Genomic DNA, 16,058 nt, shown 5'->3' on the forward strand with positions numbered 1-16,058 from the left:
TGCATAAGGCAAAAAAAGAAGAAAGATAATACTTTTTTCGTGCGTTTACCCTAATTTAGGTTAGACTTTTAGTCTGATGACAAAGACTTTATTTACTCCAAAAACTTAGCTTTTGATTTTACAGAGCAATCAGAAAGACTGGTGTACAAAATTAACTGTGATAACCTTTATTATTATTGATTTTGCAAGTAATTAGACTTCACCTCGCTGCCATTTGACAAAAGGCGAAGTATCTTGATTTTTGTAGCCGTGAAAACTAGCAGCTAAGAATATTACAATTCCAAAACCAAGAGCTGTATAGGCAATCAGAGATTCGGTGTACCAATGGCGATATGCAATAGCTATCAATGCCCAAACGCCTACCATAGCCGTTTCTCTTAGATTTCTAGTAGCGATAAGCCCTAAATACAAGCCTGTGGCTGCCACAATCATCAAGACTGTCCATGTAGATGCAAAAAGAGGTTCTCCTTGCCAACCTAAACTGACAAAAAATGCTGAAAGATTAGCTATGGAAGCTACCATAATCCATCCCAAATAAATAACGATAGGCCACCAAACAAAAACAATAATTCGAACAGGTGCATCCCACATTTCTAAACGAAGGTTTTTGGTCAGTTGAATCAAAGAAAGAAGCAAAAAGAACATTGTCATAACAGAAATAGCAATGTGTTCATTCAACCAAACCACTACCCAAGCTGCATTACAAATATTGGCTATAATGAGCCAAAGTCCTGTTTCGTGAATGGTTCGAATAAATAAATTTTCTGATTTGTCATAATCTATTTCTGAATCTTTAAATTTGTGAAGGACATACCATTGGAAACCAACAAAAGCAAAAAGCATCAGAAATATTACTCCCCAAATAGAAAAAGCATAACTTGCTGGGGTAAAAAGCGTATCATATTTCTGACTAATCTCTCCAATTGTTTTGCCTCCGAAAAAGCCTGTATTGGAAAGATAATTCATAAAGACAGTAATAATGAGTGTAAGCGTATTAAAAAATACGAGTAATTTAGTTTTCATAGTGTTGTTTTAGTTAAAAAAATTGGTCAGATTGAGGATATAAAAAAAATATGTTCTTTAAAAAATAGTTCGATATAAACTACAAGTAATAAAATCAAACAAAAAACATGAATCCTACACTACATATAAGTCTTTTACAAGCTAATTTGTTTTGGGAAGACTCTATGAAGAATAAAAGTCATTTTGAAAACTTGCTTTCTAATTTTTTTGAAAATGAAGAAAATCAAAACACAGATATTGTTGTGTTACCTGAAATGTTTACTACTGGCTTTACAATGAATGTAGATTTGGCTGAAAAAATAGAAGATAGTCCAACCTTAGAATGGCTGAAGAAAAACACTAAAAAATATGATGTAGCCATTACTGGAAGTATAATTATTGAAGATGATAAAAAGTTTTATAATCGCTTATTTTTCGTAGAACCGAATGGAAATTATAATTACTATGATAAGAAGCATCTTTTCAGAATGGCAGACGAACAAAAAACCTTTACAGCAGGAATAGAACATCTGATTTTTGAGTATAAAGGTTGGAAAATTTGTCCACAGATTTGTTATGACTTGCGCTTTCCTGTTTTTTCTAGGAACAGATTAAATATTGATAAAGATGGAATAGCTACTTCTGGATATGATATTCTGCTCTATGTAGCTAACTTTCCTGCTGCTCGTGCGTTGGCTTGGAATACACTTTTACCTGCTCGTGCCATTGAAAACTCTTGTTATGCAATTGGAGTAAATAGAATTGGAAAAGATGGAAAAGGAATTAATTATGATGGAGATTCAGCTATTTACAATCCCAAAGGAGAAAAGTTAGATTCAAAAATTGAAAATATTGGAGAGGCTGAAATTTTGTCGTATTCGCTTTCGGCAACGGATTTGCAAGAATATAGAAAAAAGTTTCAAGTCTATTTAGATGATGATAATTTTGAGTTGAAATAAATTTTTAGAAGATATTTTTATATGAAGTTAAATTTATTTTATTTATTCATACTGTTTTGCTTTTCAACTACGCTTCTCTTAGCAAAAACAGCACAAAGTCAAACGTACAGATTGTTGTATCGCTTTATTGATAAAGACACAGGCAAACCGATTGATGGTGTAAGTGTACGCATTTTAAATACATCAAATAATGCTGAACAGGTAACCGTTACTGGAAAAGATGGCGAAACACTTGTTTACTTAGAACCAGAAACTACTTTTTTGATTCGTGCCTACAATAGAAAATATTTTTCGACAGATACCCTTCGTCTTCAAACTCAAAAACTGCCAAATGAAATTGCTAAAAATGACTCAAGACGAGATATAAAAAAAGATATTCCACTAGAAAAAATAAATATTGGTCTAGTAAAAAAACTCGTGGGGGTTTATTTTTCTCCGAATAGTGATGAGGTTTTGCCAGAGTGTAAAATTATTTTGAAAAGGTTGGCGTATATATTACGCCTCAATCCACGTATCATAATTGAAGTAGCTGCACACACTGACTCTAGGGGAGAAGATGCATATAACCTTGAATTAACTCAAAGGCAAGCAAATGCACTTAAAGAGTTTTTGATAGAGCAAGGTATTTCTGATGATAGAATCAAAGCTAGAGGTTTTGGAGAGAGTATTTTGGTAAATCAGTGCCAAAATGATGTCAAATGTACTTCTGCCGAACACCTACAAAATCGCCGTGTAGAATATGTAATTATAGGGTTAGAATAAATCAAAACTTCCTCAAAATCAACTATTTACATTCATTATAAATTAAAGTTTTTAAGTAGCAATACCGAACATATATATTTTTTTAACGTTTTCGTGTTAAGTTCTTTTTAACTAAAAATTATTTTTATGAGTAAGAACAAAAAACTCTTCAAAAAAATAGCTATATGGACAGTAGGTATTTTGGGTATATCATTTATCACATTGGTAGTTCATATTTATTTAGTAACTAATCCTACAGATAAACTTCCTAACCATGACGTTTATTTAAGCCGCATAGATTTCAAAGAAAGTATAGACTCCCTTGAAGCCAATCGAATTATGAATCACATTCGGACAATGAAAGGAGTTACAAATGCGCATTTCAATGTTCCTGCAGGAACACTTGTGTACGGTTATAAAAAAGATATTCAAGACCCTCAAAGCATTTACGAACAAGTATCAAAATTTACATCTCTTAAGTCGGAAAGATTGATAGTAACAGAAGAAGACATTGCAAAAGGCTGTCCTGCATTTGATAAATCTGGTTTTACATACCAGTTTGGTCAGTTTGTAAAAAATATATTTCGTTAGTAAAACTACAACATATTTTTAAGTGTGTTGTATTTATTTTTTCAATAAAAATATAATAATATTATCATCATATTGATATATTTTTATATTCCACCTTTAACCTCACAAAATACGATGAAAAACTTTAAATTTAGATTGAACTATTTAGCAATGCTAGCTTTGGTTAGTCTCTTAGCATTCTCTATGTCATCTTGTAATAATGACGATGATGATGATGACAATGAAACAGAAACACCAACACTTTATGACAGAGTAGGTGGTACTACTATGGTTACTGACCCTGTAAGTGGTGGGCAAATTCAACAAGGACGCTTAACATTACGTGCTGTTGTAGATAGTGCTATTTTTGTAATTGCTGCAGACCCTGAATTGCAACCTTATTTTGCTGTTCTTTTAGCAGAGGTTGGAAACAACGATTTGAGTGGTTTTTCGGCACTAAGTAATAGCTTGACAGATTTTTTTGTAGTAGCTACTAGTGAAAATACAGTAGGTAACTACACAGGCTTAGATATGGTATCTGCGCACGATCCAGCTCAAAACCCTCGCATGGCTCTCAAAGCTGATAATGCTGCAATGGATGCCTTTATTGCAGATGTTGGAGTTTCTTTAGGAAAAAACGGAGTAACAGATCAAGAACTCATCAACGACTTAGTAGCTTTATTAGAAACTTTAAGAGACCCTATCGTGCAACGATAGATTATTATCTAAAATATAAAAAGAAAACTCAACAAGTTTGCAATAATTTGTTGAGTTTTTTTATGTAAGACTAACTTATCTCTTCACTTCCTAAGGAGGATTCGGTCTATTTTCTCTAGCAAAAAATAATATAATCTGATTTCCACTAACGTCTGTCTGAAAACATTCCTAAAAAAAATACTCTTCATTACGAATAATAAAGAGTACTCTAAAAATTTTTATTTTGTCTTTTACATTACTTTCAAACGCTGTCCAACATTGAGTTTGTCTGAACGCAAATTATTGAGTTGCTTCAATCTTGAAACGCTAATTCCTGCATTGTTGGCAATTCCCCAAAGTGTATCGCCTTGTTTGACAACATGATACGTTCCAGAAGATTTGGTAGAAGACGAAGTTGTTGTAGTCGTTCTTTTAGATGTAGAATTGGTTGTTTTAGCAACTGCACTATAACTGCGATTATTTTTCACACCGTACATTACTATTTTTTGTCCAATATTGATTCTTGAACCATAGATTCCGTTCCATCGTCTAAGAGAAGAAACTGATGTTCCGTATTTTACTGCAATACCCCCAAGTGTTTCACCTTTACTTACTACATGGTAGGATTTTGTACCAGAAGGCTTTTTATAAGTTCTACTTGTAGTAGTTGTTCTTGCAGAAGCTGTGTAGCTTTGAGCAGTAGTAGTATTAGCTTTTGTATTTTTATAATTAGATGCTGTTCTAGTAGCTGTTGAAGTGGTTGAACTTCTATAATTTGGATTCTGACAAGCTATCAAAATCTCTTCTTGACTCTTCCAGAAAAATTCAGATCTGTTTTTAGGAATTCTGATAGGATGCTCTTTGGCATAGTTTGGAATAATTCCACGCTTTGCCTCTGGATTCATTGCCTTCAAATCAGCAGCACACATACGAAGCTCATCAGCAAGTTTGTCTAAATTTACATATTGACTAACAAAAACTGTATCATATTCCATTGCATAAACAGGATTTTCCACTACCATTCCGTGGTCTTCTGCATAATTGAATAGATAGGCATACGTTGTGTAAAGAGGTACATACGCACGAGTTTCTCTTGGCAAATAATTGTAGATTTCCCAAAATGTATTTTTTCCAGAACGACGCATCGCCTTTTTCACATTTCCCGGTCCACAGTTGTAGGCAGCAATGGCAAGTTCCCAGTCTCCATCAAAAAACTCATTCAAATACTTCAAGTATTTACAAGCTGCGATAGTAGAAGAGGTTGGATCCATTCTTTCATCTATGTAAAAATTTTGATTCAAATCAAAGACTTTTCCTGTACGTGGCATAAACTGCCAAAGCCCAACAGCTCCAGCATGCGAACGAACTTGTGTTTTAAATGCTGACTCTACGACCACCAAATATTTCAATTCTTCTGGCATTCCTTGTTCTTTCAAAATCTTCTCAAAGAGTGGAAAATATTCGTCCGACTTTGCAATCAGTGTATTGGTATAAGTATAATATTTTACTCCATATTTTTCTATAAAATTTCTAACTTCTGGGGTATAGTTGAAAGGAACTTCTTTCTCAATAGCTTTCATACGAGCAGCTATTTCTTTATCAGAGAGCGCACTTCTAAAATTACCAGCCAAATCTATTTCTTCTAAAAACTCAATCGTAGAATCTTGATGGTCAAAAAAGAGTTCTGCATCTACCATGATTGCCTCATCGCTCACAATTTCTTCAATTTCATTGAGATATTCTACTGGTTGTCCTGAAACATAAGAAACAAAATCAGCCAAAAGATGATAAGAAAAACGTTTTTGGTCTTGCAAATCACTAGAGTCTGAAGGCGTTAGGGGAGTACCTACAATCAGACGCTCCACAGCAGGAGGTGCGCCTGTCGGTGTAAATATAGAAGTCTTAAATCTATGTGAGTTCCACTTTGCCGTATCCGAATAATTTTGATGGAGAAGGTCTGTATTTTTTGTTAGAACAGAATGGTTGAGATGAGTTGAGGATATTGTTTTTTGTTTATCTGTAGTAGAGACTGTATTTTCTAAGGTAAAACTCTTGTGTTCTTCATATTTTAATCCATTTTGCGCTGACAAAGTATTGGTCGTACAGAACACAAATGCAGAAACTAGAAAAAGATGAAATAATGAATTTGCTTTTTCTTGAATAGATAGTTCGCTCATTGGCATAAGTGAAAAAATATTTTCGATAAATTATATATATATTTTTTAAACTGACTACAAATATAATAAACTAAAAATCAAATAGTTATACTATTTTTAAAATAGGCTTTTGTCAAGATGTTAGACTTTTAAGGATATACTCGCTTTTCGATAATAAATGCTATTCCTTTTTCATATCCTTACTCAATAATAATTTCTTTTGAAAATTTGACGTAAAGCAAAATTATATTTTTAGAAAGACAAATATCTTATTTTTTTGATAGGAAATCGAATTATTTTATGTGTTTTTATAAAAAACGACAATCAAATCAGTACAGAAATTAATCCGAAATCTGTTTTTTGTTGTTTTATGGTATATTTTGAAGTATTGTTTTCGATAAAGCTACTAAACTTAGCGATTTATTTCAAGTGTTTTTAGATATATTGATAAGATTTGCCTGTGAAGAATCTACATAAATAATAAAAAAAACTATCAAGATTAGCTCTTGATAGTTTTAAATTTATTCTTGATAGTTTTGTTTCTGTTTCTTAAAAACGCATTCCCATAACTAAAATATCATCTATTTGAGAACGGTCGCCTTTCCATTCTTTAAATCTTTTATCTAAGATTTGTTTTTGTTCTTCTACTGGTTTTTGATGAATTTCTTTCAAGAGAGCTTTGAAATTTTTACTCATAAACTTTTCCGACTTCTCGCCTCCAAATTGGTCTTGATAACCATCTGAAAAGATATACACCATAGTTGGCTCACTTAAATCTACTTCGTGGCGAGTATAATTTCTGTCTAACTGAAACTGAACGCCTCCTATTGGATATTTGTCGCCCTTAATGACACTCATTTCTCCATTTTTGAAATAGACCAACGGATTTTTTGCGCCAGAAAATTGCAATTTTTTAGCTTCTGTATCGATAACACAAAGTGCTAAATCCATTCCGTCACGGCTTTTATTTTCTTCTTGTCTCAATGCTTTTCTCACGCTATCATGAAGCTCATTCAAAATTTTGTCAGATTCTAATACTCCTCTTGCACTTACAATCTCATTCAATAAATCGTTTCCAATCAGCGACATAAAAGCACCAGGAACGCCATGTCCTGTACAATCAGCTGCCGTTACCACAATTTTGTTCTCTTGCTTCACAAACCAATAAAAATCACCACTTACAATATCTCTTGGTTTGAAATAAATAAACGATTCTGGAATAGACTCTTTGATTTCTTCTACACGAGGCAAAGCTGCATCTTGAATACGTTTTGCATAATTTATACTTTCAGTAATGCTTTGGTTTTTTGCCTCAATAATTTCCTTCTGTATTGTAATTTCGTTGGTTCTTTCTTCTATTGTTTTTTCTAAGTCTCGGCTATACCTTTCTAATTTTTGATGAAGTTGTTCTTTTTCTGTAATAGATTCTTTAAGGCGTTTGACGTGCTTTATCGTTTTGGCAATGGTTGCTCCTAAATCGTTGAAGTTGATAGGCTTTGTTACAAAATCAAAAGCTCCATTATTCATTGCTCGTCTGATATTTCTCATATCTCCATACGCCGACACAATAACTGTTTGAACAGTCGGATTGACAACTTTTGTTTTGGAGAGCAATGTAATACCATCCATCTCTGGCATATTTACATCACATAAAATAACGTCTATATTGGGGTTATCTTTCAGTTTTTCAAGAGCTTCTGAACCATTTGCAGCAAAAATAAACTCATATTCATTATTACGAAGCTGCTTTCTGAATTTTTGTTTCATCAAAAGCTGTACGTCTGGTTCGTCATCTACAACCATTAATATTGTTGGCATAGGAATAGTTTATTTTTATTGTAAGGAGGTATATTTATCAGACTATTTTGGAAAGAATAACCTATTTTTCTAGCTTAATTTAACTAAGATTTAAACAAATTTAATGCAAAAAATTAGTTTGCCCTAAACATACTCAAAAGTTGGGACACAAACAAAGAAAAAGCGTCGATTAATAAGGTAAAACATTCGGTAAAAACAAAAAAAGTAGAAACAAAGACAAGAAAAAAGGAACTTTAAAGAGCTAGAATTGAGTATTATTTAGTAAATTTAGAAATAGGTTTCCTTATTTTAAATAAGATTCCATCTAACTGGTAACTGTTTCAACTGATAATCAATAACTGAAACCATGCGTAGTTTTGCAGAATTTAAAGCCCTTTTTGATGAAGACTTACTCCCAGAACTAAAGGAGTTGAAAAAAGAACTTACTTGGCGCAATATCCTTCAATTCGGAATTGTGATAGCCTTGGCTGTTATTTTGAGTGTTCTTTTTGTCTTAATTGCTATGGAAATTGTTTCTATTTGGGTAGTGGTAGTCGTATCTGTGCTTCTTATTGCTGGTGCAATTTGGCAAGTTCGAAAGCTCGCCGACCGAAGAGATATTCAGATGCGCTATAAAAAAACAGTCAATTCTAAGCTCATAGAATTTGTTGCTCCTAGAGGAGAATACAATCCTGATGGTTTTGTTCCTTATAAAGATTTTTTGGAAAGCGAACTCTTTAAACGTGAACCCGATTTTTATGGTGGAGATGATTTGCTAATCACTAAACAAAATGGAGTAGAAGTAAAATTTTCAGAAGTAAAAGCTGCTTGGGAAGAACAAGGAGAAGATATAAAAGGCAATGACTCTAGTCAGTGGCATGTCATTTTTGATGGAATTTTTATGGTTTCGTCTTTACGAAAGAGTTTTCCAGATATGGTCATTATTCCAGATATTTCAGAAGGCAGTTTTGGAAGGTTAGGCTACAAAGCAAAAAAAGCAAATCATCAACACGGAGAATTTGTAGATGTAGAACATCCAGAATTTAACAACTACTTTACAGCTTATGCTAAAGATGCCAAACAGGCAAAAAAAATGATTAGTGAAGAATTTATGGATAAAGCCGTTGAGATTGCTCAAACTATTGAAGAACCTATTTATTTTTCATTTAATGGAAAAAAAATGTACGTAGCTATTCGTTATGACAAACCTATGTTTGAATTTAATACGTATCTTGCAGACATAACGAATCCAGAAAAGCCGTTTGAAATCTTTAAAGAAATGGACTTTTTGGTCACCATTGGAGCTTCGCTGAACAGTATGGGCAAACGCAAAATGCCAGATATGGGCAGCCTTGGAGGTGGATTTGGAAACAACTTTGGAGGCATGAGTGGAATGGGAGGCTTAGGAGATATGGACGGCATGGCAGGAATGGGCATGATGGGAATGGAAGAGCCAAGACAAAAACAGGCAGAACCTAAGGCAGAAGAAGAAGATATGATAGGAAGTTTGGGTTCTATGTCAGCAGAAGATTTAGGGCTAACAGAGGAGGAAATGCAGGCTCTTTTGAGAGGAGAATAGCCTACTGCTGACTAATTGCTTAAATAGGATTTGGCTTCGCTAATTTTCAATTCGTAATTCGTAATTTTTAATTTGTAATTGATATCATGACTTTTTTTCAACGCATCAATAATTTTTATTTTTGGTTTTTTGTTGCCTTCATTTTATGGATGTTTTTTTTAGATGGCAATGATATTCTGAATCAGATTCGAATGCGCCAAACGCTAGACGAGCTACAAGCAGAAAAACAATATTATAGCAAACAAATTGACCTTTTGGAAACTAAACAAGAGCAAATCAATAACGCCAAAAGCCTAGAAGAAATAGCTAGAGAAAAATACCTCATGACCAAAGAAGGCGAAGATGTGTATGTGGTAGATTAATTGAATTTTAGAATTTAGATTTATTAAGCATATAGAATGAAACACAGAAGATAACCGTCGTTGAGGCTCAAAACACAACTATCAACGAGGAAAGGCTATCCTAAACGACGGTTCAAAACCTCGTTTACGGTTGAGAAAGCACATGAAAATATTTTTCATAGCTCTAAGCAATTTTTTACTTTTAACTTTGCATTTTTCATTAATCTACCCCATTTTAAATCCAATCACAAGAACATCATCTATCTGCTGATGCTTACCTTTCCAACGCATAAAACCACGTTCTAAAAGCTCTTTTTGTGCTTGCATTCCCTCTCTGTGAATGTCTTGTAAGACCTTACGGAAACGTTTTTTCATAAATTTCTCATTGTGCTTCCCTCCAAATTGGTCTTGGTAGCCGTCAGAAAAAATATAAAAAGTAGTGGGTTGTGTTACTTCAATGATGTGTTCTGTGAAAGTTGGCGTTTTCTTCAAATACTTTCTTGAATATCCTCCAATGCCTCTAATGCTACCTTTTTGCTGTTCTACTTTCCCATCAGCAATATAAATAAGTGGATTCTTTGCTCCTCCAAAGGTTACCTTCTTATTTTCATCATCTATAACACATATCGACATATCCATTCCATCACGGCTTTGTGTTTCGTTTTGACGTAATGTATTTCGCACAGACTTATCTAGCTCATTCAAAATCATTGCAGGGCTAGTTATTCCCATCACATTTACAATTCTGTCTAAATGTGTTTCGGCAATAATAGACATAAACGCACCTGGAACGCCATGTCCTGTGCAGTCGATAGCAGCAACAATTGTTTTTCCATCTTTTTCTGTAAACCAATAAAAATCGCCACTCACAATATCACGAGGCAAAAATAACACAAAGGCTTCAAACTTATCTTTTAAAATAGAAAGAGGAGGCAAAAGTGCGTGTTGAATACGTTTAGCGTAATTTATACTATCTGTAATGTCTTTATTTTTAGCCTCAAGTGCAATTCTGTTTTCATCTATTTCTCTGTTTTGAGCTTCTATTTTGGTGTAGGCTTGTGAATTATCTAAAGCAATAACAATATAAGTAGCCAAATTTCGCAGAATAGACAAATGATTGGAGTCAAAGGCATTTTCTTTATAGCTTTGCACCGAAACGACACCCATTTTTCGTTCTCCTAACACAAGAGGTAAATACACCACAGAAGAAGTCGTTTTACCAAAAATTGGATTTGGTTTTTCTTCCATATACCTTGCGTACTCTTGCTCCACATTGTGAATTATAATTTCACGCTGTTCATTAAAACACTTCACAGCAAGCTCATTTTTGTCGTTCAAATCTACTACATGAAAAGGAAGGACATTTCCATTTTCAATAAAACCAGAGACTGTCAAATAATTGGCATCTTTATCAAATATAGCGACACCAAAAGCATCAGCAGGCATTACCTTTTGGATATTGTCGTAAACAGCTCGGATAATTTCTTTATGATGTAAACTGGCTGTTATTTGTCTTCCAATATCACTCAAAAGGCGAATATTTGCATACGCACTTTCTAGTTGGTCTCGCTGCACACGTAGTTCTTCAGTGGTTTCTAAAAGCTCACCTGTTCTTTCCTTGACCGAATTTTCTAATCTCTGATTTTGCTCTCTTATAGACTTGGTTCGGAAATAATAAATTCCCCAAAAAACTCCAGCAATAGCTAAAACAAAGAGTGTTCTGAATCCCCATGTTTCCCAATAAGGAGGGCGCATTTTGATTCTGACAGATGCTCCTTCATTGTTCCAAAGTCCGTCGTTGTTGGCAGCACGCACTACAAATTTGTATTCTCCTTTGGGCAGGTTAGTGTAAGAAGCAAAACGACGGTCATTTACTTCGTTCCAGTTTTCTTCAAAGCCTTCTAAACGGTAAGAATATCTGTTATTTTCTGGGTGTAAAAAATTGAGTGCCGTAAATTCAAAAGTAATTACTTGGTCTTCATAATCCAAAACAATCTCATCTACTACTGAAATATGGTGTTTGAGAGGAGAGTTTTTATTATTTTTATCTTTAACAGGTACAGATTTATTAAAAATCTTGAAATCGGTCAATACTACTGGAGGTAAATAATCATTGGGACGAACTGTATCTGGATGGAACATCGTTAGTCCTCCAATTCCTCCAAAAAACATCATACCATCACTTTTTCTTAAATGATATGCTCCAGAATTGAACTCATTGCTCTGTATGCCATCTTCCATAGTAAATTCCCATATTGTACTATCTCCAATGTCAAATTTTAAGATACCATTATTCGTACTCAGCCAAAGGTTTTCTTTTTTGTCTCCCAATACTCCATGAATTACTCGGCTAAGTTTTGGATAGGTTTCTCCAAAATGCAGGGCTTGTCCTGTTTTTGGGTCAAAACGGTTTAATCCATTAGGCGTCCCAAGCCATAGATAACCCGATTCGTCTTCCCAAATAGAGCGAATAGCATTACTACTTATACTTTTTGGGTCGTTGTCTTTGTAAGAAAAATTCTGAAAGGATAAAATATTTCCATTGTTGTCCCTTTTAGCGAGGCTAAGACCTCCTTCTTCTGTTCCTATCCAAAGATTTTGTTTTCTATCTTCAAAAATGACACGCACACTATTTCCAGCTAAAGAAGTTTTATCATTCTTATCATAATTGAAATACCTAAAGCGATATTTTTTAGGTGCAATCGTATTTTGATTCAGATATAAATAGTTTCCTGTTGTGTCTTCATAAATTTCATTTAGTCCCCTTTTAGCTGTTCCTACCCATATTTTACCAAAACTATCTTTATACATTGTATAAATTGCATTTCCACTTGGAGAAGCATTTAAGCTATCATTTGCTTTTTCTACAAAAGTTTGAAATTCGATAGGAATTTGAGTTTGTCTGTCTAGTTTAGCTCTAAAAATTCCATTGTTTATTACTGCTCCCCACAATACAGAGTCGCCCTCGTTGAGCAATGCTGTTATATCTCTGTTATTCGGATTTTGAAAAGAAGATAAAAGTGTGGTGTAATTGAATGTGGAATCTTTAGCTACATTTAGATAACTCCAACCATCTGCTGTTCCTACCCAAAGATTGTTATTATCAGAATTTTCAATACTCCAAACCCAAGCAGGAGGTAAACTATTGGTATTTTCTGGATTATGACGAAATGTTTTGAACTGCTTTGTGCGAGTATTTACCTTAAAGACTCCATTTTTATTTGTTCCTATCCATAAAAGTCCAGATTTACTTTTTGCAATAGCTTGAAAAGAGCCATAATTCTCAAACGTATTTCCTATATTTTGGCGTTTGTAAGTATGATTATTTTGATTAAACTTTCCTAATTCTCCAACAGATATAATCCATAAATCTCCACCTTCATCTTGTGCAATTCCCTCAATCGGATACGGTGAGGCTTTGTAGGCTGAAATGTTATCCCCAAGACGGTTGTATCGCCCTATTCCATTTCTAGTGCCTATCCAAAGAGCTTTAAAACGGTCTTCAAAAAAGCAAGTTATTTGTCCGTTGGGCAAAGTAGAAAAAGTAGAATCAGCTACATATACTTTAAAATTGTTGGTTTTGGGTTGGTAGCGAGCCACTCCATTTTGTGTACCTATCCAAACATTACCTTTTGTATCTGTGTATAAGGCTGTTATTTCATTATGAGGAATAGAGTTATTTTTTCCATCAGCAAAATACCTTTCGAAAGTCTTTGTTTTTCTATCGAATCTATTCAAGCCTTTTTTCGTTCCTACCCAAATTGCTCCTGTTGTGTCTTCAGTGATTGCATTTATTCTGTCATCAGAAATAGTTTTTTTATTAGTTTCTTGATGATAATAGTTTATAAAGTTATTAAAATCAAGATTATACATAGAAAAGCCAGCCCCTGTTCCCACCCAAATTGTACCATCTTTAGATTCGAAAAGCGTCTGTATATTGTTATCTGGCAAAGAAGTAGAATCTCCTCTTTTTAGTTTAAATATTTTGAATTTGTAGGCATCATATCTATTTAGTCCATCTTGTGTTCCAAACCACATAAATCCTTTCTGGTCTTGTAGAATTGAAAGCACTGTAGATTCTGACAACCCTTGCTCACTACCAAGATGCTCAGCCTCTAATGGTGTATCTCCAAAATCGGTAAATTGAGCAAAAGATAAATTAGAAAAAACAGATAAGCCATATATAATCAGAATACAGAAAAAAAGTGTACAGATGTACCTCATGTATTTCATTGAACTCAATATTTATATAGTTTTATTTTTAATATGGAAAAATACGCAAAAATTGAAGCAAAAAGAAAAAAATAAATTTCAATATCACTACTTTCGATAAAAACGTTTTTCTATTAGATAGAATAATTTTATACTCTCACAAAGCATATCATTTCAAAGCTAATACTTCATTGCTCAATAAATTGTTTAGAAGACAAAAAAAGAGTATATTGATATATAAAATATTTAAAACAAACCTGTATGCAAACACTTAAATATCAACTTGGTAAAATAATTGGAATTATCCTTTTAATCATAGGCAGTATTTTCTTTATTGCTATGTTGGGTACAATTAGTGAAGGAAAAAATGAAGTAGTAAATGGTCTTTTGGGAGGAGTAGCTTTGGGAATTATTCCTGCCATAGTAGGTTTTTTCTTATGGAGAAGCTCAAAATTAGGACAGCGTAGATTTCTGATGAATAAATATGAACAACAAATTTTGCAGGTAGCTTCCCAAAACGGTGGACATCTCACACCTACCGAACTAGCAATGAAAACCGACCTAAATTTAAAAGAGTCTAAAAAAGTTTTGGAAACCATGCAATTAGAAGGCTACTGCGAACTCAAAATCTCTTCTAATGGGTCAGTTGTATTTTATTTTAGAGAACTAGATAAAGGAGATGGATATGGAGATAGTGAGCTGTTGAACTAGAAAAAATAAAAAACTCGCTTACTTTTCAAAAGAAGCGAGTTCTAAAGTTTTGCCTAACTAAAAATTCGTAATTAGCTACACTGACTTTCAATTCTATAATTAATAACTTCTATAAAACCTTCTCATATTTTCAGTCAGTTGGCTATAGATGGGCTTAAAGAGTTCAACAAATAAATCTTGTGGTGGTGGTGGCGCAACAGGACGTACTTTAATGGCTTCTTTTTGCTTATCGTCTAAAGCTCTTTTGTCGCCTTGATACGTTCCCCACTCATTTCTCCAAACAAACTCACCTGGATACTTGTCTTGCATCAAAATTCTGTTGGTTTTGGCATCTACCACACGTACGTCTAAAAGTCCATTAGAAACTACATATTGTTCGTGATGTGTATAATCAGCTTTTACAGCATCTGTGATTGTTTTAGACGAACCGTCATCCAAACGAACACTTCTTCTGACGCTATCTACTGCTGTTGTTGTTTTTTCTTTTTGAAATACTTGCCCTACTGTAAACTGATCAAAACTCATCATCAGATATTGGTCAGCACAACAATAGTTTGGAGTTTCCCAAGAAAGATAAAAATCTACAAAATCATTCATTCTTCGGTTAGTATTCAAATATTCCATTACTTGGCTTTGTACAAAATCTCTTCCTACACTAAACGAATTAGGCACTTGAATAGGCTGCACCAATACTTTTAATGTCGCTGCTTCTCTTGCCGTTGTGATTTGTGTCGCTACGTCTTTATATCCTTTTACCCATTCGTCAGCTTTCACGAAGTGATAATATGCTTTTTTTGCATCTTCTCTTGTGTTTAGAGCCATTGCTTTCACACCTTCATTATAACGAGCTTCGGCAGCTTTGTTTTTAGCTTTTATTTCTTCGCCTAGATAGCTTGTCGGATTTTTGACAATACGTAAAGCAGCAGGACTACGACGAATTTCATCGCCCATTGTATTGATTCTTCCATAGCTTTCTGCAATTTTTTCCCAGTTGAGAGGATTTATTTTGGTGTCTAATGTGCGTGTTGTTCTCAAATTTTCCTCTACAGCTCTATAATAGGCTTCTCCTAGTGTTTGTCTAGCTTTCTTGTTATTTGGACTTTGGCGCAGACGTTCTACTGCTTTAAGAGTAGCATCGTAATAATCTCCTCTTTGTAAGGCTTTTTTACCCGACGAACAAGCAGATATTATAAAAAGTAGAATAAATAAATGTAGAAATTTCGTAGAATCAAGTTTCATAATTTTAAGTAGATTAAGTGATGGGTAAATTTATAATTAAATTTGATGGTGTCTA

General features: G+C 33.8%; 12 protein-coding genes. 7 read left to right on the plus strand and 5 right to left on the minus strand.

Annotation, left to right across the window (positions count from 1 at the left end):
• Positions 1–192: 192 nt before the first annotated feature.
• Positions 193–1,023, minus strand: a complete 831-nt coding sequence (locus tag QZ659_RS03770) for a hypothetical protein (protein WP_291722075.1) — start codon at positions 1,021–1,023, stop codon at positions 193–195.
• Between the two features lie 107 nt (positions 1,024–1,130).
• Here QZ659_RS03770 and QZ659_RS03775 point away from each other — a divergent pair, with 107 nt between their 5' ends.
• The 4 genes from QZ659_RS03775 to QZ659_RS03790 all read left to right on the plus strand — a co-directional run bounded on the left by QZ659_RS03775 (position 1,131) and on the right by QZ659_RS03790 (position 3,989).
• Positions 1,131–1,961 carry an amidohydrolase gene (locus QZ659_RS03775; RefSeq protein ID WP_291722078.1) on the plus strand — a complete coding sequence of 277 codons (831 nt, stop codon included), beginning with the start codon at positions 1,131–1,133 and terminating at the stop codon, positions 1,959–1,961.
• A 21-nt stretch (positions 1,962–1,982) separates the two neighbouring features.
• Complete coding sequence (locus tag QZ659_RS03780; RefSeq protein WP_291722081.1) at positions 1,983–2,723, plus strand: OmpA family protein; 741 nt, start codon at positions 1,983–1,985, stop codon at positions 2,721–2,723.
• Between the two features lie 126 nt (positions 2,724–2,849).
• Positions 2,850–3,293, plus strand: coding sequence for a hypothetical protein (locus tag QZ659_RS03785; RefSeq protein WP_291722084.1), 444 nt, complete (start codon positions 2,850–2,852; stop codon positions 3,291–3,293).
• A gap of 183 nt (positions 3,294–3,476) precedes the next feature.
• Positions 3,477–3,989: a hypothetical protein gene (locus QZ659_RS03790; RefSeq protein WP_291722087.1), complete on the plus strand. Its 513-nt coding sequence runs from the start codon at positions 3,477–3,479 to the stop codon at positions 3,987–3,989.
• Between the two features lie 230 nt (positions 3,990–4,219).
• On the opposite strand, the gene QZ659_RS03795 is transcribed toward QZ659_RS03790, so the two are convergent.
• Complete coding sequence (locus QZ659_RS03795; RefSeq protein WP_291722090.1) at positions 4,220–6,145, minus strand: lytic transglycosylase domain-containing protein; 1,926 nt, start codon at positions 6,143–6,145, stop codon at positions 4,220–4,222.
• Between the two features lie 528 nt (positions 6,146–6,673).
• Positions 6,674–7,942, minus strand: a complete 1,269-nt coding sequence (locus QZ659_RS03800; RefSeq protein WP_291722093.1) for a response regulator — start codon at positions 7,940–7,942, stop codon at positions 6,674–6,676.
• A 346-nt stretch (positions 7,943–8,288) separates the two neighbouring features.
• Here QZ659_RS03800 and QZ659_RS03805 point away from each other — a divergent pair, with 346 nt between their 5' ends.
• Together QZ659_RS03805 and QZ659_RS03810 are read left to right on the plus strand one after the other, a co-directional pair.
• A complete protein-coding gene (locus QZ659_RS03805; RefSeq protein ID WP_291722096.1) occupies positions 8,289–9,500 on the plus strand; it encodes a DUF3137 domain-containing protein in 1,212 nt (403 codons plus the stop codon).
• 86 nt (positions 9,501–9,586) lie between these two features.
• Positions 9,587–9,862 carry an FtsB family cell division protein gene (locus QZ659_RS03810; protein WP_291722101.1) on the plus strand — a complete coding sequence of 92 codons (276 nt, stop codon included), beginning with the start codon at positions 9,587–9,589 and terminating at the stop codon, positions 9,860–9,862.
• A gap of 204 nt (positions 9,863–10,066) precedes the next feature.
• Here QZ659_RS03810 and QZ659_RS03815 read toward each other — a convergent pair whose 3' ends face one another.
• On the minus strand, positions 10,067–14,074 hold the full coding sequence (locus QZ659_RS03815) for a two-component regulator propeller domain-containing protein (RefSeq protein ID WP_291722104.1): 4,008 nt from the start codon (positions 14,072–14,074) through the stop codon (positions 10,067–10,069).
• Between the two features lie 240 nt (positions 14,075–14,314).
• Between QZ659_RS03815 and QZ659_RS03820 the strand changes: the two genes are divergently transcribed.
• Positions 14,315–14,764, plus strand: a complete 450-nt coding sequence (locus QZ659_RS03820) for a hypothetical protein (protein ID WP_291722107.1) — start codon at positions 14,315–14,317, stop codon at positions 14,762–14,764.
• Positions 14,765–14,863: 99 nt separating this feature from the next.
• Here the strand turns inward: QZ659_RS03820 and QZ659_RS03825 are convergent, their stop codons facing one another.
• Complete coding sequence (locus QZ659_RS03825; protein ID WP_291722110.1) at positions 14,864–16,003, minus strand: hypothetical protein; 1,140 nt, start codon at positions 16,001–16,003, stop codon at positions 14,864–14,866.
• Between the last annotated feature and the right edge of the window lie 55 nt (positions 16,004–16,058).

Origin of the sequence: Bernardetia sp. (genome assembly GCF_020630935.1) — a bacterium.
Taxonomy (GTDB): Bacteria; Bacteroidota; Bacteroidia; order Cytophagales; family Bernardetiaceae; genus Bernardetia.

What these genes read in the sequence shown, in the direction of transcription:
- QZ659_RS03770 (WP_291722075.1), bottom strand. Translation starts at nt 1,023, where the DNA reads ATGAAAACTAAATTACTCGTATTTTTTAATACGCTTACACTCATTATT.
- QZ659_RS03775 (WP_291722078.1), top strand. Translation starts at nt 1,131, where the DNA reads ATGAATCCTACACTACATATAAGTCTTTTACAAGCTAATTTGTTTTGG.
- QZ659_RS03780 (WP_291722081.1), top strand. Translation starts at nt 1,983, where the DNA reads ATGAAGTTAAATTTATTTTATTTATTCATACTGTTTTGCTTTTCAACT.
- QZ659_RS03785 (WP_291722084.1), top strand. Translation starts at nt 2,850, where the DNA reads ATGAGTAAGAACAAAAAACTCTTCAAAAAAATAGCTATATGGACAGTA.
- QZ659_RS03790 (WP_291722087.1), top strand. Translation starts at nt 3,477, where the DNA reads ATGTCATCTTGTAATAATGACGATGATGATGATGACAATGAAACAGAA.
- QZ659_RS03795 (WP_291722090.1), bottom strand. Translation starts at nt 6,145, where the DNA reads ATGAGCGAACTATCTATTCAAGAAAAAGCAAATTCATTATTTCATCTT.
- QZ659_RS03800 (WP_291722093.1), bottom strand. Translation starts at nt 7,942, where the DNA reads ATGCCAACAATATTAATGGTTGTAGATGACGAACCAGACGTACAGCTT.
- QZ659_RS03805 (WP_291722096.1), top strand. Translation starts at nt 8,289, where the DNA reads ATGCGTAGTTTTGCAGAATTTAAAGCCCTTTTTGATGAAGACTTACTC.
- QZ659_RS03810 (WP_291722101.1), top strand. Translation starts at nt 9,587, where the DNA reads ATGACTTTTTTTCAACGCATCAATAATTTTTATTTTTGGTTTTTTGTT.
- QZ659_RS03815 (WP_291722104.1), bottom strand. Translation starts at nt 14,074, where the DNA reads ATGAAATACATGAGGTACATCTGTACACTTTTTTTCTGTATTCTGATT.
- QZ659_RS03820 (WP_291722107.1), top strand. Translation starts at nt 14,315, where the DNA reads ATGCAAACACTTAAATATCAACTTGGTAAAATAATTGGAATTATCCTT.
- QZ659_RS03825 (WP_291722110.1), bottom strand. Translation starts at nt 16,003, where the DNA reads ATGAAACTTGATTCTACGAAATTTCTACATTTATTTATTCTACTTTTT.